Genomic DNA, 20,251 nt, shown 5'->3' with positions numbered 1-20,251 from the left:
GACCGGCGGGGCTTTTTCCTGACCCGGGCCCCTACCCGGTGAAACTTCGCACCAGACTTCCCGCCACCAATGACCAGCCGTCCACCACAACGAAAAAGATCAGCTTGAACGGCAGAGACACTGTACTGGGCGGCAGCATCATCATGCCAAGGCTCATCAACACGCTGGACACCACCAGATCGATGACCAGAAATGGCAGATAGAGCAGAAATCCCATCTCGAACCCGCGACGCAGCTCGCCGATCATGAAGGCCGGAACCAGCACACGCCACGGCGTGTCCCCAATCTTCGCGGGCGGCTTCTCATGCGCGATGTTCAGAAACGTCGCTACATCTGCAGGACGTGCCGTCACAGCCATGAAATCATGGAACGGCTGGGCCGCGGCCGTCAGACCTTCCATTTCACCGACACGCCCGGCCATCATCGGCTCGATCCCCGCATCCCAGGACTTCTGAAGCGTCGGCTGCATCACGAACAGCGTCAGAAAGAGCGCCAGCCCGATCAGAACCGTATTGGGGGGCGTCCCCTGTGCGCCCAACGCACTTCGGAGCAGGGACAGGACGATCACAATCCGCGTAAACGCCGTAATCATCACCAGCAGGCTCGGCGCCAGAGACAGAACAGTGATCAGAGCCGTCAGCTGAACCAGCCGACTGGTCGTCCCTGCGCCACCAGAACCGCCATTCTGCCCCAGATCGATGCTTACGGCCTGAGCATGCGCCAGATGCGGAAAAGCCAGACAGGCCAGCAATACGAAAACCGGGACCAGCCCCCGAAGTACGGACAGACCCTTCTTCATGCCACGTCCTCCACGCCAGAAGCGTCGAGCGCCGAAGCAAACGTGTCCCGCTCTGTCCAGTCCATCAGGATGTCCTGATTGCCGCCCGTCAGCACCAGCACTTCCCGCGCGCCATACCGCACGACTGAAAGACGCCGCGTCCGATCCAGAGCCATCTGCCCCACAAGCGACAGTCCCGCCTGCCCATCCCGAGCGCCGCCCCTTTTCTGTTCCAGAAAACGCAGCAGGGGTCGGGCACAGAAAATCAGCACGATAATGAAAATCAGAACGGCAATCGCGTTCACGCACTCATGCAGGGTCATAGGTCAGTCATCCTCATTCCCCGGCATGATGCCCAAGACCTGTTAACGACCGCTTAATTGCCCGCCAGTTTTGCCGAAAATGCCGCTCAAAAAGCAGCACCCCCCTGTCCTGAGCATGCTGTCCCTGTCAGAAATATTTTTCTGAATGTTTCTGCGCAGGACCAGACGTCGTGAACACCCATCCCCAGACGATCCAGATTTTCCTTCCCTCCGGCGATCCACAGGGAATCCGGATCGCCTCCATTACCACCCGGATCGTGCAGGTTGTCGAAATCCCCCGCCTGCGACTGGAGGAATTTCTTGAACGGCCCGAAGCCAACTCGGTCGGCATCTACATCCTGTTCGGTGAAAACGACGAAACGGAACGGCCACGCGCCTATGTCGGGCAGACCGGAAATTTCGGAAACCGGCTGAAACAACATAACGAAAAGAAGGGCCTCTGGTGGAACCGGGCCGTCGTCGCCTTCTCGCTCACCCAAAGCCTGACCGTCACACACGCGCACTATCTGGAATGGCTGGCCCTCAGCCATGCCACACAGGCCCAGCGCTTTGAAATGGACAACGGCACAGGTGGAACAAGACCCCATACCCTTCCCGCGTTGGAGGCAGAATGCCGTGAAGTTTTCGAAACGATCGATATCCTGCTGACAACCTTAGGGTACCCGATTTTTGAACCCCTCATTCGCAACCGCAATCCTGTCGCTGTTACTCAGATGACCGAATCTGTTCTGGATACACAGAAACAATCTATCCCAACCGAATTTTATTGTCGCGCATCTGGCGTGGACGGACGCGCCAAATACACGGAAGAAGGGCTGGTCGTATTAGCGGGATCCTACGGACGCTCTGAAGTTTCCAACAGTTTTCTCAGACATAACTATTATCAAAAGAGACAAACCCTTCTGGATCAGGGTCTTCTTCGCATTGAAGGGGACCGGATCTATTATACTCGGGACGCCCTGTTCAAATCCCCCAGTCCGGCTGCCGTTTATCTTCTGGGGCGCGCGGCCAACGGATGGACAGAATGGAAAGACAGCAGCGGACATACCCTTGAAGAGGCCATAGGCCGCTCTACGCCCAGTAACGATTACGAAGCCTGACGAAGTCCCCTCACACCCTTCTCCCGCAGCAGAATCGACGGCTCAGGCAACCATTTATTAAAGATTTCACGCCATCATGCGCTTCGCCGGGATTTTTCCGGCACCTGCATGATGGAGACTGTCTCGATGCGTAACATCGACCCAACCAGCGCAGGCGGCACCGACCTTTTTTCTCTGGGCCGTGACCGCATGAACTGGCTTCAGGCGCGCCAGCAGGTGCTGGCCGGCAACATCGCCAACTCCGATACACCGGACTACCAGGCCAAGGACGTCTCCCCTTTCGAGGCGGCGATGGGCGAATTCGACATTACGCCCACCGTCACCCAGCCCGATCATATCGGTTACAACGCCTCAGGCACCCACACCATCGAGACCACATCCGAACAGTCCCTGGATGGTAACCAGGTTTCCCTGGACCAGCAGATGGAACAGGTCGCAGACGTGAACGACCAGCAGCATCTCGCCGTGAACGTCTATTCGAAATACCTGAGCATGTTCCAGACGGCACTCGGCAAGTAAGGAGCCTGACGGATGAACCTGTCCACCACCATCGGCATTTCCGCAAGCGGCATGGACGCACAGGCCCAGCGCCTGCGCATCGTCGCGGAAAACCTCGCCAATCAGGATACGACCGGCTCCCAGCCCGGCGCAGATCCCTATCGTCGCAAGACCATCACCTTCGCCGAACATGTAGACGACGAAACGGGTGCCTCGACCGTGGATGTCCAGAATGTCGGACAGGACATGTCGGACTTCGACACCCGCTACGACCCATCCCATCCCGCCGCTGATGAACGCGGCTACGTCAAGGTTTCCAACGTGGATTCCATGACCGAGATGATGGACATGCGTGAAGCCGAACGCTCCTACGAAGCCAACCTCAACGCCCTTTCGAGCACCCGGACCATGCTGTCCCGTACACTCGACCTGCTAAAGTAATCCAGATGCTCACATCCCTCACCCAGGCCCATAATGCCTACGCCGTCCAAAGTCTCCAGAGCCGCCTGCAGGGGATTACGGACAATGTCGATGACGGGATCCAGTCATCCGCAGCGACCGCCAGCAGCAGTTCCGGTACGGATTTCGGATCCATCCTTTCCCAGTCCGTCAGCAGTGTCATCGACAGTGGTCATGATGCCGAAGCCAAAGCTGCACAGGGCCTCACAGGCGGCGGGGACATGACGCAGATCGTCACCGCGGTGTCCAACGCGCAGCTCGCTCTCCAGACCACGACCGTGATCCGCGACCGCATGGTACAGGCGTATCAGGACGTGATGAAAATGACGATCTGACCATGCAGGCCATCGATCTCGGCGCCATTCTGGAACAGACCTTTCTCGTCGCTCTCAAGCTGAGTGCCCCCGCCCTCCTGACTGCCCTCGGGGTCGGCCTTCTGGTCTCGCTGGTGCAGGCGGTCACCCAGCTCAACGAGGCCACACTGTCCTTCGTCCCCAAGGTGCTGGCGATCGGGGCCGTCATGGTCATGGCCGGCTCCTTCATGACCGCAACGCTCATCAGCTTTACCCGACATCTCTTCGACCAGCTCATCCTCGTCGGCACGACCTGAACCTTTTCCCCTTCCGGATCCGGAGTTGACTGACATGCCTGTGTCCGGATTTTCCGGTCTGAAAGATGCTCCGCTGTGAACGCCGGTCTTGCCGGTCCGGATGGAGCAACCGCGCTACAGGGACTGGACCTCAGCGGGCCGGTCCTGAGCGTCTGGGCCCTTGCCTTCGTCCTGGTCCTTTCCCGCACCGGGGCGGTCGTCATGGTCATGCCGGGCCTTGGCGAGCAGTCCATGCCCATGATGATCCGCGCGGGATGCGCCATCACCCTCACGGCCCTGCTCCTTCCGCTTGTCGCCCCCCTGCTGATGCGGAGCCATCTGGATGCCCTGGCTCCCGTGGCTCTGGGCGGCATGATTGCTGTCGAACTTTTCGCCGGGATCCTGATAGGCTGGATGGCACGTCTGATCTGCATGGCCCTGCCGATTGCCGGACAGATCATCGCGGTCTGCATGGGGATTTCGAGCGTTCTTCAGCCGGACCCGGATCTGGGTTCGGGCAGTTCCGCGCCTGCCCGCTTCCTGAACCTTCTGGCGCCTCTCGTGCTTCTCGTGACTGGCGCATATATCCTGCCCGTCCGCGCAATCCTCGGCAGTTACAGCATCATTCCGCCGGGAGGAGCCCTGCTTGCCGCTGCTTCTCACGCACACTGGAACCTGCTGGGCGATTCCGCCCAAGGCATCATCCAGCTCACCGAACGCAGTTTCGCTCTCGGTCTGGAGCTCAGTGCGCCATTTCTGATCCTGTCGCTTGTCTGGCAGGGCATGCTCGGCATCATGACGCGCCTGCTCCCCACCTTGCAGATCTATAATGCCGCCAGTCCCCTTCAGCTTCTTGGCGGCATTGCTCTTCTTGGCCTCACGTTGAGCACCATGGTCACGATCTGGCAGGGACAGGCTTTCGACATCCTCCGGGCTCTTCCAGGACTTTGAAGCATGTCTGATTCCGACGACAAGACAGAAGCCCCGTCCTCACAACGCCTTCAGAAGGCGCGTGAGGACGGGCAGATCGTCATGTCCCGCGAGGCCATGAATTTCGTGGCTCTTCTTGGCGGATTTGCAGGAATTTTCATGGTTCTGCCGTATCTGGTGACGGACTTTGTGCACGTCATGCAGGTCCTCATGGCCAATGCCGGCACGGTCCCCATGGCACAGGGTGGCCTGCTCAATAGTACGGACCACGCTATTGAAACCGGCCTGAAGCTGGCCGTGCCAATGGCAGCGACCGTCGCCGTGCTCTGTCTTGGGGCAGGGTTCCTGCAGACAGGCTTCCTCATCCATCCTGAATCCCTGCTTCCGAAATTCGAACGGATTTCTCCCCTGGCGGGCTTCAGGCGCATCGCCGGTGGCGGAACGCTTCCCGATACGTTCAAGGCACTCGCGAAATTTGCGATTTTTGCCGTGGTCCTCTGGAACATCTCCAAAGGTGCCATCCCGAGTGCGCCGCGGATGGTCGGGCTGGAACCCGGCCCCCTCCTGAAAATGATGGTAGATCTCGGCTTCAAGGCCGCATCCGCCATGATCCTGGCGCAACTGGTCATCGCCGGCTTTGATATTTTCTGGATGCGTTTCCGGCATATCTCCAAGCTGAAGATGAGCCGCGAAGACCTCAAGGACGAATACAAGAACACAGAAGGCGATCCGCACGTCAAAGGCCGTCAGAAAGCCCTGCGTGCGAAAGCCGCCCGGCAGCGCATGATGGCCGCCGTCAAAACCGCGACGGTTGTCGTCACCAATCCGACGCATTACGCCGTCGCACTTGTTTACGAGAAGGGCAGCGGTGGCGCGCCAAAAATCGTCGCAAAGGGCATGGACGAAGTGGCGGCCCGCATCAGGGAAATCGCACAGGACAACCGCATCCCGATTGTGGCCAACCCGCCGCTGGCCCGCGCACTTTTCACCCTTCCTCTCGAAAGCGAAATCCCTGCTGAACATTTCAAGATCGTCGCGGCCATCATTGCCTATGTCTGGAAACTCAAACGCCCTGCCAGCCGTTCTGCTCCCCTGAGATAGACACAGCCGCCGTTCCTGAAAAAATCTTTCCTGAAAGCAACCAGGCCCCTTGGCGGAAAGGGGGTCAGACATGATATGTTTGCGCGAGAACATTTTGCGAACACAGGAAGCCGGCAATCGCGGAAATCGCGGCTCTTTGCGAGAGTGGCCGCCCGGTCTATCGTATCCTGGAAACGCCAGCCCCAACCTATTGCGAGGATTGAATGGACAAGACCAAGGCGCTTGAAGGCGCACTCAGCCAGATTGAGCGCGCCTTCGGCAAAGGCTCGATCATGCGCATGGGCCAGCGCCCGAAAGTGGAAGCCAATGTGATTTCCACGGGATCCATCGGGCTGGACATCGCTCTCGGGATCGGTGGCATGCCCCGCGGCCGTATCGTCGAAATCTACGGACCGGAAAGCTCGGGCAAGACCACTCTCGCCCTGCATGTGCTTGCCGAAGCCCAGAAAAAGGGCGGCACCGTGGCCTTCATCGATGCCGAACATGCGCTCGACCCGGGCTATGCCCGCAAACTCGGCGTCAACATCGACGATCTTCTCCTGAGCCAGCCGGATGCCGGCGAACAGGCGCTGGAAATTGCTGACACGCTGGTCCGCTCCGGCGCCGTTGACGTGCTGGTCGTGGACTCTGTCGCCGCACTTGTGCCCCGCGCCGAACTCGAAGGCGATATGGGCGATAGCCATGTTGGCCTACACGCCCGTCTCATGAGCCAGGCCCTGCGCAAGCTGACTGGAACGGTCTCGCGCTCCAACACGCTCGTCATCTTCCTGAACCAGATCCGCATGAAGATCGGCGTGATGTTCGGCAATCCGGAAACGACGACCGGCGGTAACGCGCTGAAGTTCTACTCTTCCATCCGTCTCGACATCCGCCGCATCGGCTCCATCAAGGACAAGGACGAGGTCGTCGGCAACCAGACCCGCGTCAAGGTCGTGAAAAACAAGATGGCGCCCCCGTTCCGCCAGGTCGAGTTCGACATCATGTATGGCGAAGGCATCAGCAAGATGGGCGAACTGCTCGATCTGGGCGTGAAGGGCAACATCGTCGAGAAATCCGGCGCATGGTTCTCCTTCGACAGCCAGCGCATCGGACAGGGTCGTGAAAACGCCAAGCAGTTCCTGCGCGATCATCCGGAGATGGCCTCCGAAATCGAGCGCCGCATCCGCGCAGAAGCCGGCGTCCTCTCCGACGCCCTGATGACGGATCCGGAGCCCGACGCCGAAGGCACCCCGGAAGACTGAAACAAAAAAGGGCTCCTTCCGGAGCCCTTTTTTATGCCGTTTGACTATCGAGAAGAGGATCGCTCAGGCGGCGATCTTGCTCCGGACCCGATCCCAGAGCTTTGCACCCTTGATGATCGCACGCGCTATCGCCGGCGTCGTCGTCGGCCGCAGCAGACGTGGATCATAACCGGAAAACCGGCGGTCATCCTCGTCCAGACAGAGCTGCATCAGGTCTGGAAGACTGATGTCCATCGTCGTCATGTCCTTGGCACCCGTGACCGTGAAATTGTTGTCCTGCGTGTGTTCTTCACCGTTCTCGTCGATCGAACGGGCCAGACCCATGCGCTCATAGGCCAGGAACAGCCACACTGCGATCACACGCAGCTCGAACCAGGGCCGCTTCCAGAACGGCATGGTCGCCCGGTGCCAGGCCAGCCAGTTCGCGAACAGCAGGATATGGCGGCACTCTTCCTGCATCACCGGCTCGAACGTCTCGATCAGTTCCTGCGGGAACAGCCCGGCCCGCTCGGCAAGCGCGAACAGACCAAACGCGAAGAAGCTGTCCACACATTCCGAGAAACCCGTGACCAGATACGCCCATTCCGTATCCTTCGGCGTCACATACGGAGGCTCCGGCGCCATCGGAATGTTGTAGGCCTCGACCAGCTTGGTCAGGACTTCCTTGTGCCGGTTCTCTTCCCAGGCATTACGCGACAGCGCATCCTTCATGTCCGGGTCGGTGATCATGTCCGCATAGGCGGCCATGCGCAGGCGGGCCTTACCCTCGGTCTGGACCGCAATATCCCAGATTGGCAGCGACGTGATGCGATGCAGCGTCTCCCGATCCAGCTTCGGCCAGTCGATCACGGACGGCTTGTACGGATTGAACGTATCACGGAACATCGCGGCGACGGCCCGTTTGTGCTCTTCCGTACCCGGCTTGAGCGGCCCCTGGATCGGGCTGCTCCAGTGGCGCGCTTCGTAATCAACGCGCTCGAGCGTCTTCTCCGACGGTGCGTCGGGAAGATGGGAATAGATTTCGGCCAGACTTTTCATAACTGTGTTCGCGGCATGCCGGAAAGGCACGCCGTGCCCCTTGGAGCTTGTAGTTTTTACTTGAGTTCGGTTGCCGAGTGGATGATGCGGTTCACGAGGCCATAGGCAATGGCTTCATGGGCCGACATCCAGTAGTTGCGGTCCGTATCCTTGGCGACCTTTTCGTAGGTCTGCCCGGTTTCCTTCGCAAAGATCCGGTTCAGACGCTCGCGCATCTTGATGATCTCGCGGGCCTCGATGTCGATATCCGTTGCCGGACCACGCACGCCACCCATCGGCTGGTGCAGCAGAAAGCGCGTGTTCGGCAGGCAGACCCGTCGTTCCGGACGGCCGGCAGCGTAGATCAGCGCACCAGCGGAAGCGACCCAGCCGGTTCCGATCATGTTGATCGGCGCAATCGAATCCACGAAACGGATCATGTCATGGATGGTGTCACCACTCTCCACATGACCGCCCGGGGAGTTCACATACACGTCGATCGGCTTGTCGGACGTCCCGGCCAGCGCCAGAAGGCGACCGGTGACATCACGGGCGATCTTGTCGTTGATACCGCCGAAGATCAGGACTTTCCGCTGATCGAACAGACGGCCCTCAAGCTCGCTGATCGGGCTGTTCAGCGTCTTGTTGTCGTCTTCCCGGGTCTCGGGCTCCGGAGCATCCGGCTCGTCGTCCAAGCGGGTCGGGGTCATTCTGGTGATATCCATATCGTTTCCAGATCCAGCATGCATCTTCATACCCCCTATCCTGCGCTTCGTTTTCGTCGGTGCCAAGTCCTCCTTCGGATCGGGCTTCCGATCCGGACCGACAGGAACTCTCGCCATCCCTGCCACGAACCGCTAGTCTCCGCCGCATTTGGACATTCTACAGACGGCAGGAACGGCACAGTGGTCCCAGGGAACAGCAGGCAGCCCATGACAGCGGCGACACGCAGGACTGCGGGAAAAATCCCGTTTCTCCTGCTGATGACCGCGCCGCTGCTGGCGGCCTGCCAGCATCAGGACGCAACGGATACCGTAACCGGCTGGTGGCACAACTTTGAAGGCGGCGAGATTGCCAAGCTGCGCGCCCCACCGCCGGGCGAGAACCTGCGCTATCCGCATGTCGGCCGTACCCCGACGCAGGCCCCCGACCTTCCGACGCCCGAGGCGCGTCTGTCACTGACGACACAGCTTGAAGCCCAGCGGAACCTGGCCCAGCGCGAAAGTGCGGCCCAGGGTGCCCTGCCGACCATTCCCCCGCCGCCCAAACCTGCCCCGGCCGCCACGACAGCCAATACGGAACAGAGCGGCATGACCATGACGACAGTCGGACAGCCGGAACCGGAGAGCCCTTCCGCCATCAATCCGGCTCCCGATCTGGCGACGACATCGATCCCCAATGCTTCCGCACCGGCAAAAAAGACGGCGCCCTCCGCCCCGGCGGCGGAAGCGGAACTTCCCGCCGTCGTCGCGAAATCCATTCCGCCGACCCCGCCGGGCCAGTTCCCGAAAATCGGTGATCTGCCTCCGCCCCCACCGCAGTTCCCGGGCTTCGACCTGCCGCGTGATGCAATGGTCAGTGATCCCGTTCGCCCGGATATCGACACGTCCACGCCCGAAGGCACCCTGATCCGCTTCCAGCCTGCAACGGACCACGTCACGGGTGATCCGCAGGGCGATTACCAGCACATTGTTTCTCTGCGCGGGAACAAGCGCCTGACTATCCTTGGCTTCGGGGCCTTCATGAGCGCGGATGCAGCCCTTGCGCCCGCGGACCAGAACCGGGAAATCGCGCTGGGCCTGCTGCGCGCCCGCGTGGTCGCCCGCGCTCTGATCGCGCGCGGCGTGCCCGCATCCGCAATCATTCTCAAAGCCGAAGCCATTGGCGATGGCGTCCGGGTTACGATCAACCACTGACACTGCGAGCAGCCCGGAAGAGCCCCCCTGGAAGGCGACATTGTGAGATCGGGAACAGTCAGGCTGTTCCACTCCTGAAAAAACCTGTCTATCGTCGCTGCTCCCTTTCACCCTCTGTCCCAGAGCTGGTCATGACCGAAGAGTTCCACCGCATCCGCCGCCTGCCGCCCTATGTGTTCGCTGAAGTGAACAAGGCCAAGGCCGCCGCGCGAGCCGCCGGTGACGACATCATCGATCTGGGCATGGGCAATCCCGACAGCGCGCCCCCGGCTCACGTCGTACAGAAGCTGATCGAGACGGTCGGCAATCCGCGTGCGCATGGCTATTCCGTCAGCCGCGGCATCCCGGGCCTGCGCAAGGCCATGGCGAACTATTACGAGCGCCGGTTCAACGTCTCGCTGGACCCGGAAACCGAGGTCATCGCGACCCTTGGCTCCAAGGAAGGGCTGGCCAATCTGGCCGCCGCCATCACGAGCCCCGGCGACACGATCCTGGTTCCGAACCCGTCCTACCCGATCCACCAGTTCGGCTTCATCATCGCCGGTGCGTCCGTCCGTTCGATCCCGGCCACGCCGGATGAGGACATGCTCCGCGCGCTCGAACGTGCCGTCCGGCACTCGGTCCCCAAGCCGACGGCCCTGATCGTCAACTTCCCGTCCAACCCGACAGCCTTTGTCGCGAACCTTGATTTCTACAAGGAACTCGTGGCCTTCGCACGCCGGGAAGAGATCTGGATCCTGTCCGATCTGGCCTATGCGGAAATCTATTTCAACGAGAACGAACCGCCCCCATCCCTGCTCGCCGTTCCAGGTGCAAAAGATGTGGCTGTCGAGTTCACGTCCATGTCCAAGACCTATTCCATGGCAGGCTGGCGCATGGGCTTTGCGGTCGGCAATCCGCGTCTGATCCAGGCCCTCACGCGCATCAAGTCCTATCTGGACTATGGCGCCTTCACTCCCATCCAGGTCGCGTCCGTCGCCGCCCTGAACGGCCCGCAGGACTACGTTTCCGAAATCCGCGCCATGTACAAGGACCGCCGCGACGTGCTGCTGCGCGGCCTTCAGAGCGCAGGATGGGACGTCCCCGCACCGGCAGGCTCGATGTTCGCCTGGGCACCCATCCCGCCCGCTTTCGCCGAGATGGGCAGCGTCGCCTTCTCCAAGCTGCTTCTCAAGGAAGCAGGCGTGGCGGTTGCACCCGGCCTCGGATTCGGGGAATACGGCGAGGGCTTTGTCCGGATCGGACTTGTCGAAAACACCCAGCGGCTGCGTCAGGCGACGCGGGCCATCAAGGGCTTCATGTCCCGGCACGGCGCCGGGGCCAGAACCGCTGATCTTCTTGGAGCTGCATCATCGTGAAACCACTGCGGATCGGACTGGCTGGACTCGGGACTGTCGGGATCGGTGTCATTCGTCTCCTGCGTGAGAACGCTGACCTGATTACCGCCCGGGCCGGCCGCCCGATCGAAGTCGTGGCCATCACGGCCCGGGACCGTACCCGCGACCGCGGCGTGGACCTGTCCGCCATGCGCTGGCACGACAGCGCCACCGCCGTGGCGCAGGACCCGGAGATCGACGTCGCCGTCGAACTCATTGGCGGCTCCGAAGGCCCGGCCCGCGACATGGTGCGCACTGCGCTCGAACGCGGACTGCCGGTCGTGACCGCCAACAAGGCACTCGTAGCCCTGCATGGCGATCGTCTCAGCCGCCTGTCCTCGGAAAAGAACGCCCCGCTCCTGTTTGAGGCGGCCGTGGCTGGCGGTATCCCCGCCATCAAGCTCGTCCGCGAAGGACTGGCCGCCGACCGTCTGCTCAGCGTCGGTGGCATTCTGAACGGCACCTGCAACTACATCCTGACCGAAATGCGCGCCACAGGCCGGGACTTCATGAACGTCCTGACCGAAGCGCAGGCCAAGGGCTATGCCGAAGCCGAACCGTCAACGGACGTGGACGGCTGGGACACGGCCCACAAGCTGGCCATTCTCGCCGGTCTGGCTTTCCAGCCCATCACGTTTGATACCCTCTCGGTGCAGGGTATCCGCGACATCACCGCGACCGACCTGAAATTCGCCGACCAGCTCGGATACCGCATCAAGCTCCTCGGCATGGCCCGGCGGGACGAAACCGGCCCCCTCGCCGCCTGGGTCCGTCCGTGCCTCGTCCCCACCGACGCGCCCATTGCGAGCGTTGAAGGCGTCTTCAACGCTGTTTCCACGCAGGGTGTGTTCAGCGGCCCGATGACCATTTCCGGTCGCGGTGCCGGAGAAGGCCCGACAGCCAGCGCGGTCGTCGCCGATCTCATCGATCTGGCGCGGGGAACCGCCATTCCTGTCTGGGGCAGGAGCACCGTTCCGGCAGCCATCGACTGTGCCGATCTCGCTGATTTGAACAGCGCATTCTATTTACGTCTGAACGTTCAGGACCGTCCGGGCGTAATGGCTGACCTGACATCGGTTCTTCGGGACCACAATGTCTCTGTCCACTTTGTTTCCCAGCACGATGCTGCAACAGGATGTGCCGACCTAGCGATCGTAACCCATCAGGTTCCTGAAAAAGCCATCCACGCAGCTGCCACAGCGCTCGCCGTCCTTCCTGTCGTGACAGGAAAGCCGCTTGCGCTCAAAATCGAGGATCCCCTTGCGTGATCGACCCTCAGAATGTTCTCCCGTACCGCGTCACTGACCGCAATCTTGCTCTCGAGCTTGTCCGTGTAACGGAAGCCGCCGCCATCGCTTCGGCCCACTGGACCGGTCGCGGCCAGAAGAATGAAGCCGACGGCGCGGCCGTTCAGGCCATGCGCGCCGCGTTCGACACCGTGGCCATCGATGGCGTCGTCACCATTGGTGAAGGCGAGATGGACGAAGCGCCGATGCTCTATATCGGCGAGAAAGTCGGCTCCGGCGGCCCGGCGATGGATATCGCGGTCGATCCGCTCGAAGGCACAAATCTCTGCGCCAAGAGCCTGCCCAACGCCCTGACGGTCGTGGCCCTCGCCGAGCGCGGCAAGTTCCTCCATGCGCCTGACATCTACATGGAAAAGATCGTCGTCGGCCCGGACCTTCCGGACGGGGTGGTGGATCTGGATGCCTCGATCGGCAACAACCTCCGCTCGCTGGCCAAGGCCAAGAAGCGCGATGTCTCTGACATGGTTCTCTGCGCACTTGACCGCGAAAGACATGAAGAGATGATCGCCCATGCCCGCGAGGCCGGCGCCCGCGTCATGCTCCTGAGCGACGGTGACGTCGCCGCCGCCATTGCCACCTGTATCGAAGGCGGCGGCGTGGACCTCTATGCCGGTTCTGGCGGCGCTCCAGAGGGCGTGCTGGCCGCAGCGGCCATCCGCTGCATGGAAGGCCAGATGCAGGGACGCCTCCTGTTCGAGGATGATGCCCAGCGGGAACGTGCGCGTGAGATGGCCAACGGGCTCGATCCGGCCCGCAAGCTTTTCCTGCACGACATGGCTTCCGGCCACGTCCTGTTCTCCGCAACGGGCGTCACTTCCGGCCCGCTGCTGAAGGGCGTGGAGCGTCCGAGCCCGACCAAGGCCCGCACACATTCCATCGTCATGCGTTCAAAATCTGGCACGGTGCGCTATATAGAAAGCCACCATACCTTCAAACCGAAGGCACAAGCCGCTTCCTGAACGGAGAACCATGCTCGCAGATGATACGGGTGCCGTCCTCGGCGTAACCCGAAGTGCAGGACACCGCCGCTGGATCTGGCGCGATCCCCGCTTGGCGGAAGCAGACAACCGCCTGGCTCTCGCCCTGGCCCAGCAGGCCGGTATTCCCGAACTTCTGGCCCGTATCCTCTCGGCACGGGGCGTCGCCCCCCACGACGCCTCTTCGTTTCTCAATCCCCGTCTGCGCGACGCCATGCCCGACCCGTCCTGCCTGCAGGACATGGACCGGGCCGCCGAACGCTTCGCACAAGCCATCCGTAACCGCGAGCATGTCGGCCTGTTCGGCGACTATGACGTGGACGGCGCCTGCGGCACGGCCCTCGTCTGCGACACCCTGCGCGAACTGGGCTGCACCGTCAGCATCCACATTCCGGACCGCCTGACCGAAGGCTACGGCCCCAACACCGTAGCCCTTGGAAACCTGCTCTCCCAGGGCGCCACCCTTCTGGTCTGTATCGACTGCGGCACAGCAGCCATCGACATCCTCAACGGCCTGACCGACCGCGCCGACATCATTGTTCTCGATCACCACAAGCCCGATGGCGCCGCCCTGCCGAAATGCATCGTGGTCAACCCGAACCGGCTGGACTGCACCTCCGGGCTGGGCAGCATCTGCGCCACGGCCGTCGCCTTCCTCACGATGGTCGCCACGATCCGCCACCTGCGTCACACCAGTTGGTTCGATGAAGGTCAGGCCATCCCCGACCTGCTCAAACGCCTCGACCTCACCGCGCTGGCCACCATCTGCGACGTCATGCCCCTGACCGGCCTGAACCGCGCTCTGGTCATGCAGGGCCTGCGCGTCATGTCCCGCGGCGAGCGCCTCGGGCTGGCCACGCTCTCCTCCGTTGCAGGCGTGAAGGAAGAAGCCAGCGCCATGGCCTGCGGCTTCGCCCTCGGCCCCCGCATCAATGCCGGTGGCCGCATCGCGCAGGCCGATCTGGGCCTGAAACTCCTGCTCTCCGAAGATGTCGTGGAAGCCCGCGCTCTTGCGGAGCAACTCGATCGCGTCAACCGCCAGCGTCAGACCGTCGAATCCACAATCCTCGACTCCGCCATGGAACAGGCGCAGCAGCAGCTCGAAGCCGGCCACGCCGTCATTTTCCTGCACGGTGAAACATGGCACCCCGGCGTCGTCGGCATCGTCGCAGGCCGCCTGAAAGAGCGCTACAACCGCCCTGCCCTCGTCGCTGCCCTGACAGATGGCGTCATCAAGGGCTCGGCCCGCTCCGTCCCGGGCCTGGATCTCGGAACCGCCATTATCGCAGCCCGCCAGAACGGCCTGCTGCTTAGCGGCGGCGGCCACGCTATGGCAGCCGGCTTCTCACTTTCTGCCGATCGTGCCGACGAGTTCCACAGCTGGCTCGACACACAGCTTTCCGGCGCGCTTGCCCTCCCGAAACAGGATGCCCTGAAGCTCGACGGCATCATGACGCTGGCCGGCGCCTCCATCGCTGTCGCGGACCAGCTTGCCCGGCTGGAACCCTTCGGCCCCGGCAACGAGGAGCCGGTCCTCGCCATCAGCAATGTCCGTTGCGTCAAAAGCGAGCGTATCGGCAAGGATGGCAACACCCTGCGCGTCATCCTGCAAGGCGAGGACGGAGGTACACGCCTGCGCGGCCTGGTCTTCCGTGCAGCCGACAAATCTTTCGCCGCCCTGCTGGAAGACCGCTTCATGCCGCTGGTCCATGTCGCAGGCACCCTGCGGGCCGAGACATGGCAGGAGAGAAAAAATCTGTCTTTTTTCATTTCTGACGCAGCACCCGCTTGACGGAAGCAGACCCCACCCCTATACACCCGCTCACGCCTCCAGTCCCGTTCGTCTAGAGGCCTAGGACACCGCCCTTTCACGGCGGCAACACGGGTTCGAATCCCGTACGGGACGCCATTTTAGTATAAAACTGGGGACTTTAGGGTTCAGCTTGGGATGGCATAAGACACGCTATTTAATTAGTCTGTCTCTTTTTCCGCAAATGCGGATTTCTTCATCATAGATTTTTGTATAATTGATGATTGTGCAAACACACTCTGCGCATGTCATTGGACTATCAGGAAACTTTGCCGCAGATTTTGCAGGAACCATTTTAATCATTTTGCCAGCTGCTGAAAACAATCACATCATCAAGGCTGTCACATTGAAATCCGGAACGGAACAACTCTCGCTCTGCTTTAGACGCAAAGCGAAAGGCATTCTGTAGGGCCGTCAATTATTGTCCGACGTGCCTCAATCAGGCATCAGAAGAAATCAATGCTTCTTTGATCCTTCCATCCGCGTCGCAGCTTTGAATGGTTTTTCGACTCTAGCGATACGAAAGCAAAAACATTGGTTCGCATTTATGAACCAATATTTTTGGATAGCCAGAAGTCACTGGAATAAAGCATGGTCTAAGCCCGTTTGCATTTCCACTAAGACCAGCCTCTCAAACCACCCTGTTGATCAGAGACTCAGCAGCTTCAAATTTTCGGATATTTTCCAACAGAAGTCTGGCGACATTAGGTGCGTATTTCTCGCTGTCCCCGGCATTGTGTGGTGTCACTAGAACATTAGCCATATCCCAGAGCGGACTGTCTTTTTGCAACGGTTCACGCTCGAATGTATCAAGAGCAGCCCCTGCAATCACACCCCGTTCAAGAGCGGAGACCAGTTCCTGCTCCCGCACGACACGCCCACGTGCAACATTCACAAGCCAGCTTGTGGGCTTCATGAGATCAAGGAACCTGCTGTCTACCAGCCCTTCGGTTTGTGGCGTCAGAGGACAGCTCAGAACAACGAAATCCAGATCCGGCAAAACTGTATCCAACTCACTGTAAAGAGCCGTTCTGATGTCATTGTCCATACGTCCGTCTTCGGACTGTTGACGCCGAACCGCTGTCACTTTCATTCCCAGCAGACGACATAGTTCGCCGATCGTGCTGCCGATTTTTCCATAGCCAATAATCCCAACCTGCTTTCCCTCAAGTTCCTGCTGTCGATCAGGGCTGCCGTAACGAGGAGGATTCCAGTGATGGGCTTTCTGGTCGTCCCGGGTTGCGTAAAGGCGGCGGGAGATATTCAGCAGAAATGCCAGCGTATGCTCAGCAACCGTTCGGGAATTGGTTCCCCCGGCCGTACAGAGTGGAATATTGCGCTCTTTCAGGCGCTCCATCGGGAAATGATCCACACCTGCGCTGATTGACTGGATCATCTTCAAGTTGGGTGCCAAATCCAGGAATTCATCACGCCACATCATGGAAATGCACAGGACTTCAACTTCGGCGAGCAGAGGCCTGAGATCCTGTTCCGTGAAGGCATGAGGCGATGTCACAATCGGCGCATCTGGTGGCAAGGCGGCTGTAATATCGTAGATGGGATGGGCTGAAACGAGTTTGGGACTGTCTGTGATCCAAGGCATCAGGGCATCCTGCAAAGCTGACATGTCCAGTTAGGCAAACCGGATACGCAATGATATAAATCCGATAAATGTTTCGCTAGCGGCTTATTTTCGATACTTATATGATAATTCGGACCGGGACTATTCGTGGTGGTTATCAGTGAATCTCCGACAGCTTGAAATTCTTCGCGCCATCGTACGTTACAACACGACGGTTGCAGCCGGACATGCGCTTGGCCTGTCCCAGCCTGCTGTCAGCAATGCCCTCAAAGTCATGGAAGAGCAGATCGGGTTTGCGCTGTTCCAGAGAGTTAACAACCGTATTTTTCCAACACCTGAAACGAAGATTCTCCTGGCTGAAGCAGAGTCAATCTTCGATACACACAAGCGTCTCGAGAGCCGGATAAAAGACATAAGGGACAACAAGGCGGGACAACTCCGCCTCATAGCGACGCCTCCTGTCGGATACGGCGTTCTGGCCCACGCCATTCGCGAAATGCAGATCCGCCGCCCACGTGTCCGCACGTTCTTCGACACCCGGCGTTACGAGGAAGTCCTCGAAAGCATAGAGACGCATCAGGCCGAACTGGGCTTCATTCTTGGCTTTGCCGAGCGGCCGGGAATCTGCTCGGAGGTCCTGTATGAAGGAGAAATGGTTTGCGTCATGCTCCCAGAACATCCTCTGGCTGCCTGCGAAGTCATCACGCCGAAAGACCTGCACCAACATCGCCTGATCGCACTGGAACAGGAAACCAAGCTCGGTGCAGCATTACACCGCGCCTACGAACAGACGGGCGTGGAACTGACTTTTGCGGTAGAAGTCCGCTACGGCCTGACAGCCTGCATTCTGGCAGATCAGGGGGTAGGAGTGGCCGTGGTTGACCCTCTCACCGCCAGTTCTGCCGGACGTTTCCGCCTCATCCAGCGCCCGTTCTCCCCTTCCATTCCGGTAGCAGCATCAGCGGTCTGGGCCGAAAACCGGTCTCTCACACGGCTGGCCAAAACCTTTCTGGGAGAAATGCGCCGACTGCTGAACCAGCAGGCGGCGCAAGGACGCTGAGACGACTTTTCAGACTTTCGAGAAGGACGCAGAGCGCCCCTCCGCATCTCCGATAACCTCGTCATCACGCATGACAATTTTTCCGCGCACAACCGTCATGATCGGCCACCCCGTGCACTCATGGCCGTCAAACGGGGTCCATCCACATGGAGAGACAATCCAGTCCGTCGTAATGGTCCGCTGCGCTGCCATGTCTACGATGGTGAAGTCAGCATCATAGCCAGGCATGATATGGCCCTTGTTACGCAAGCCATAGACTCTTGCCGGTCCGGCGGACATGAGCTGCACCATCTGCTCAAGTGACAGGCGACCAGCCGAAACGTGATCCAGCATGACCGGCACTAGCGTCTGCACACCCGTCAGACCTGCCGCGGTGGCTGGCCATGGCCGCATCTTGGCTTCAAGGGGATGTGGTGCATGGTCAGAGCCAATACAGTCCACCCTCCCTTCCCGCACGGCTTTCCAGATCGCATCATGATGAAACTGGTCACGGATCGGCGGATTCATAACGGCAAGACCACCCAGCCGGTCATAGATTTCCGGGCCGACATGCGTCAGGTGATTGACTAGGATTTCGGTCGTCACGAGATGGCGATAAGCCTTGAGATACTCCAGTTCCTCCGCTGTCGAAACATGCAAGATATGAATCGGGCGTCCCGTTTCGACCGAAAGCGCTGTCAGCCGTCGTGTTCCAAGGAAGGCGCATTCCACATCATGCCATTCCGCATGGAGGCGATGCGGCTCCCCCTCTTCGTACATGGCCCGACGCTTCTGAAGCCGGGCGTGGTCTTCGGAGTGAAAGCAGATACGCCGACGACCATGGCGCATGATGCGCTCTACGCTCTCGTCGTCATCTACAAGCATATCGCCCCGGGATGAGCCCAGAAACAGCTTGATGGCGCAGACCGCATCATGCGTCTCGAGTGTTTCAAGCTCGAGCGCATTCCGTTTGGTCGCCCCGATATACAGGCCGACATCACACCAGATCTGCCCCTGCATGGAGACAATCTTTTTCATGAGTGTCGGAAGATCCGTCACGGGTTCCGCAGTGTTGGGCATATCGAAGAGGGTCGTAATCCCTCCCAGAACCGCCCCCCGTGTTCCATCACTGAAATTCTCGACTGCCGGATCGCCGGGATCCCGAAGATGGACATGCGGATCAATCAATCCCGGAAGCACGGTCAGGTTCCGGCAGTCCACCTCCTGATCCGCCGTAGCCGTACGAAGATCCCCAATAGTGCTGATCCTGCCGTCCCGACACGCGATATCCGCGACATAGCGGCCCTGGGGCGTGACGACCGTCCCGCCTCGCAATAGCAGATCATAATGCATTTCTGCGCCCTCAAAGCAGGTAGCTGATATCCTGCCGGTCGATCATGCGCAGACATGCATCCCAACCCATTTTTTCGATATGGAGTTGCTTGGGCGTCACGGCCTGCCTGCCCATACGGTTCTGGATATCCATTGGTGGCGTCACCAGTTCCGGATTCCCTGCCAGCGCGGCCACCTGAATTTCACAGGCCCGCTCAAGGTTATAAATCCGGTTGAGAGCCTCAGCTGCATTGTTGCCCACTGCAATCAGACCATGATTGCGCAGGATCAGCACCTTGTTATCCGCAAGATCGGCAACAAGGCGACCCCGTTCTTCATGCGACAGCACAAAGCCCTCGAACTCATGATACCCGACAGCACCATCAAACATCATGGCCTGCTGACTGATAGGCAGCAGGCCATGCTTTTGGGCGGAAACAGCAGCACCTGCGCGCGTATGGGTATGAATCACAAACCCAATTCCCGGCATCGCTTCGTGAATTGCGCTGTGAATGTTGCAGCCGGCATCATTGATGTCCGCATCCTGATACTCCGGGAACGGTACACCGGCTTCGTCGATCTCGATCAGGTTGGAAGCGGTGACTTCATCAAACAACAGGTTATACCGGTTGATCAGCAACGCACCATCACGATCCTTGATCCGGGCCGAGGCATGGGTATGGATCAGGTCCGTCATCCGGAAATGAGCTAGAATACGGAAGGTCGCCGCCAGCTCCTGCCGGACGGACAGGCCTGTGGACGTAACGGACGCTGCATTCTGTGTCATGATCATGTTCCTGTTGTCTGTAACGACAGGATATCGGTCCCATTCCAGAATGAAACCGATACCCCGCATGTCGTGGGAAAAATCTTCTC

The 20,251-nt window shown here is 60.0% G+C and carries 21 protein-coding genes and 1 tRNA gene; 15 read left to right on the top strand and 7 right to left on the bottom strand.

Going from position 1 to position 20,251, the window contains the following annotated elements:
- Positions 1-31 precede the first annotated feature (31 nt).
- Both fliP and HKD27_RS00200 read right to left on the bottom strand, forming a co-directional pair.
- A complete protein-coding gene (gene fliP / locus HKD27_RS00205; protein WP_194688319.1) occupies positions 32-799 on the bottom strand; it encodes a flagellar type III secretion system pore protein FliP in 768 nt (255 codons plus the stop codon).
- Positions 796-1,101: a flagellar biosynthetic protein FliO gene (locus HKD27_RS00200; protein ID WP_194688320.1), complete on the bottom strand. Its 306-nt coding sequence runs from the start codon at positions 1,099-1,101 to the stop codon at positions 796-798. The genes fliP and HKD27_RS00200 overlap by 4 nt, the downstream gene beginning before the upstream one ends.
- Before the next feature lie 257 nt (positions 1,102-1,358).
- Between HKD27_RS00200 and HKD27_RS00195 the strand changes: the two genes are divergently transcribed.
- From HKD27_RS00195 to recA, 8 genes are all read left to right on the top strand, one after another.
- The gene (locus tag HKD27_RS00195; RefSeq protein WP_370544207.1) at positions 1,359-2,201 is read left to right on the top strand and encodes a GIY-YIG nuclease family protein; all 843 of its coding nucleotides are present in this window, start codon (positions 1,359-1,361) and stop codon (positions 2,199-2,201) included.
- A gap of 126 nt (positions 2,202-2,327) precedes the next feature.
- Positions 2,328-2,720: a flagellar basal body protein gene (locus HKD27_RS00190; protein ID WP_194264341.1), complete on the top strand. Its 393-nt coding sequence runs from the start codon at positions 2,328-2,330 to the stop codon at positions 2,718-2,720.
- Between the two features lie 12 nt (positions 2,721-2,732).
- Positions 2,733-3,140 carry a flagellar basal body rod protein FlgC gene (flgC, locus tag HKD27_RS00185; RefSeq protein WP_011253054.1) on the top strand — a complete coding sequence of 136 codons (408 nt, stop codon included), beginning with the start codon at positions 2,733-2,735 and terminating at the stop codon, positions 3,138-3,140.
- A 5-nt stretch (positions 3,141-3,145) separates the two neighbouring features.
- The gene (fliE, locus tag HKD27_RS00180) at positions 3,146-3,493 is read left to right on the top strand and encodes a flagellar hook-basal body complex protein FliE (RefSeq protein WP_194688322.1); all 348 of its coding nucleotides are present in this window, start codon (positions 3,146-3,148) and stop codon (positions 3,491-3,493) included.
- A 2-nt stretch (positions 3,494-3,495) separates the two neighbouring features.
- The gene (locus tag HKD27_RS00175) at positions 3,496-3,768 is read left to right on the top strand and encodes a flagellar biosynthetic protein FliQ (protein WP_011253052.1); all 273 of its coding nucleotides are present in this window, start codon (positions 3,496-3,498) and stop codon (positions 3,766-3,768) included.
- 75 nt (positions 3,769-3,843) lie between these two features.
- A complete protein-coding gene (locus HKD27_RS00170) occupies positions 3,844-4,698 on the top strand; it encodes a flagellar biosynthetic protein FliR (RefSeq protein ID WP_194688323.1) in 855 nt (284 codons plus the stop codon).
- Between the two features lie 3 nt (positions 4,699-4,701).
- Positions 4,702-5,778 (top strand): flagellar biosynthesis protein FlhB, encoded by a 1,077-nt coding sequence (locus HKD27_RS00165; protein WP_194688324.1) that lies wholly within the window; start codon positions 4,702-4,704, stop codon positions 5,776-5,778.
- Positions 5,779-5,981: 203 nt separating this feature from the next.
- The gene (gene recA / locus HKD27_RS00160; protein WP_194688325.1) at positions 5,982-7,019 is read left to right on the top strand and encodes a recombinase RecA; all 1,038 of its coding nucleotides are present in this window, start codon (positions 5,982-5,984) and stop codon (positions 7,017-7,019) included.
- Between the two features lie 63 nt (positions 7,020-7,082).
- Here recA and HKD27_RS00155 read toward each other — a convergent pair whose 3' ends face one another.
- Together HKD27_RS00155 and HKD27_RS00150 are read right to left on the bottom strand one after the other, a co-directional pair.
- A complete protein-coding gene (locus HKD27_RS00155) occupies positions 7,083-8,057 on the bottom strand; it encodes a ferritin-like domain-containing protein (RefSeq protein WP_194688326.1) in 975 nt (324 codons plus the stop codon).
- Between the two features lie 56 nt (positions 8,058-8,113).
- Entirely contained in the window at positions 8,114-8,791 is a 678-nt protein-coding gene (locus tag HKD27_RS00150) for an ATP-dependent Clp protease proteolytic subunit (RefSeq protein ID WP_194688327.1), read from the bottom strand.
- A gap of 177 nt (positions 8,792-8,968) precedes the next feature.
- Between HKD27_RS00150 and HKD27_RS00145 the strand changes: the two genes are divergently transcribed.
- From HKD27_RS00145 to HKD27_RS00120, 6 genes are all read left to right on the top strand, one after another.
- Positions 8,969-9,952 (top strand): hypothetical protein, encoded by a 984-nt coding sequence (locus tag HKD27_RS00145; RefSeq protein ID WP_194688328.1) that lies wholly within the window; start codon positions 8,969-8,971, stop codon positions 9,950-9,952.
- A gap of 131 nt (positions 9,953-10,083) precedes the next feature.
- Positions 10,084-11,310: an LL-diaminopimelate aminotransferase gene (locus tag HKD27_RS00140; RefSeq protein ID WP_194688329.1), complete on the top strand. Its 1,227-nt coding sequence runs from the start codon at positions 10,084-10,086 to the stop codon at positions 11,308-11,310.
- Entirely contained in the window at positions 11,307-12,596 is a 1,290-nt protein-coding gene (locus HKD27_RS00135) for a homoserine dehydrogenase (protein ID WP_194688330.1), read from the top strand. The genes HKD27_RS00140 and HKD27_RS00135 overlap by 4 nt, the downstream gene beginning before the upstream one ends.
- Positions 12,593-13,594, top strand: coding sequence for a class II fructose-bisphosphatase (glpX, locus tag HKD27_RS00130; protein WP_062497613.1), 1,002 nt, complete (start codon positions 12,593-12,595; stop codon positions 13,592-13,594). The genes HKD27_RS00135 and glpX overlap by 4 nt, the downstream gene beginning before the upstream one ends.
- A gap of 10 nt (positions 13,595-13,604) precedes the next feature.
- Positions 13,605-15,404, top strand: coding sequence for a single-stranded-DNA-specific exonuclease RecJ (gene recJ, locus HKD27_RS00125; protein ID WP_194688331.1), 1,800 nt, complete (start codon positions 13,605-13,607; stop codon positions 15,402-15,404).
- A gap of 41 nt (positions 15,405-15,445) precedes the next feature.
- Positions 15,446-15,521: transfer RNA gene (locus tag HKD27_RS00120), tRNA-Glu, on the top strand.
- 532 nt (positions 15,522-16,053) lie between these two features.
- Here HKD27_RS00120 and HKD27_RS00115 read toward each other — a convergent pair.
- Complete coding sequence (locus HKD27_RS00115) at positions 16,054-17,025, bottom strand: D-2-hydroxyacid dehydrogenase (RefSeq protein WP_194688332.1); 972 nt, start codon at positions 17,023-17,025, stop codon at positions 16,054-16,056.
- Between the two features lie 139 nt (positions 17,026-17,164).
- On the opposite strand from HKD27_RS00115, the gene HKD27_RS00110 reads away from it, so the two are divergent.
- Positions 17,165-18,064 carry a LysR substrate-binding domain-containing protein gene (locus HKD27_RS00110; RefSeq protein ID WP_194688333.1) on the top strand — a complete coding sequence of 300 codons (900 nt, stop codon included), beginning with the start codon at positions 17,165-17,167 and terminating at the stop codon, positions 18,062-18,064.
- A gap of 9 nt (positions 18,065-18,073) precedes the next feature.
- Here HKD27_RS00110 and HKD27_RS00105 read toward each other — a convergent pair whose 3' ends face one another.
- Both HKD27_RS00105 and HKD27_RS00100 read right to left on the bottom strand, forming a co-directional pair.
- A complete protein-coding gene (locus HKD27_RS00105; protein WP_194688334.1) occupies positions 18,074-19,396 on the bottom strand; it encodes a dihydroorotase in 1,323 nt (440 codons plus the stop codon).
- Between the two features lie 10 nt (positions 19,397-19,406).
- Positions 19,407-20,162: a class II aldolase/adducin family protein gene (locus HKD27_RS00100; RefSeq protein WP_197436589.1), complete on the bottom strand. Its 756-nt coding sequence runs from the start codon at positions 20,160-20,162 to the stop codon at positions 19,407-19,409.
- Between the last annotated feature and the right edge of the window lie 89 nt (positions 20,163-20,251).

It is taken from the genome of Gluconobacter sp. R75690 (genome assembly GCF_015244525.1).
GTDB lineage: Bacteria > Pseudomonadota > Alphaproteobacteria > Acetobacterales > Acetobacteraceae > Gluconobacter > Gluconobacter potus.
Note: the sequence above shows the minus strand (reverse complement) of the source record. Positions and strands in the feature narration are given on the sequence as shown.

Coding starts and splice junctions, on each gene's coding strand:
- fliP (WP_194688319.1), bottom strand. CDS start 799: ATGAAGAAGGGTCTGTCCGTACTTCGGGGGCTGGTCCCGGTTTTCGTA.
- HKD27_RS00200 (WP_194688320.1), bottom strand. CDS start 1,101: ATGACCCTGCATGAGTGCGTGAACGCGATTGCCGTTCTGATTTTCATT.
- HKD27_RS00190 (WP_194264341.1), top strand. CDS start 2,328: ATGCGTAACATCGACCCAACCAGCGCAGGCGGCACCGACCTTTTTTCT.
- flgC (WP_011253054.1), top strand. CDS start 2,733: ATGAACCTGTCCACCACCATCGGCATTTCCGCAAGCGGCATGGACGCA.
- fliE (WP_194688322.1), top strand. CDS start 3,146: ATGCTCACATCCCTCACCCAGGCCCATAATGCCTACGCCGTCCAAAGT.
- HKD27_RS00175 (WP_011253052.1), top strand. CDS start 3,496: ATGCAGGCCATCGATCTCGGCGCCATTCTGGAACAGACCTTTCTCGTC.
- HKD27_RS00165 (WP_194688324.1), top strand. CDS start 4,702: ATGTCTGATTCCGACGACAAGACAGAAGCCCCGTCCTCACAACGCCTT.
- recA (WP_194688325.1), top strand. CDS start 5,982: ATGGACAAGACCAAGGCGCTTGAAGGCGCACTCAGCCAGATTGAGCGC.
- HKD27_RS00155 (WP_194688326.1), bottom strand. CDS start 8,057: ATGAAAAGTCTGGCCGAAATCTATTCCCATCTTCCCGACGCACCGTCG.
- HKD27_RS00150 (WP_194688327.1), bottom strand. CDS start 8,791: ATGAAGATGCATGCTGGATCTGGAAACGATATGGATATCACCAGAATG.
- HKD27_RS00145 (WP_194688328.1), top strand. CDS start 8,969: ATGACAGCGGCGACACGCAGGACTGCGGGAAAAATCCCGTTTCTCCTG.
- HKD27_RS00140 (WP_194688329.1), top strand. CDS start 10,084: ATGACCGAAGAGTTCCACCGCATCCGCCGCCTGCCGCCCTATGTGTTC.
- recJ (WP_194688331.1), top strand. CDS start 13,605: ATGCTCGCAGATGATACGGGTGCCGTCCTCGGCGTAACCCGAAGTGCA.
- HKD27_RS00115 (WP_194688332.1), bottom strand. CDS start 17,025: ATGCCTTGGATCACAGACAGTCCCAAACTCGTTTCAGCCCATCCCATC.
- HKD27_RS00105 (WP_194688334.1), bottom strand. CDS start 19,396: ATGCATTATGATCTGCTATTGCGAGGCGGGACGGTCGTCACGCCCCAG.
- HKD27_RS00100 (WP_197436589.1), bottom strand. CDS start 20,162: ATGACACAGAATGCAGCGTCCGTTACGTCCACAGGCCTGTCCGTCCGG.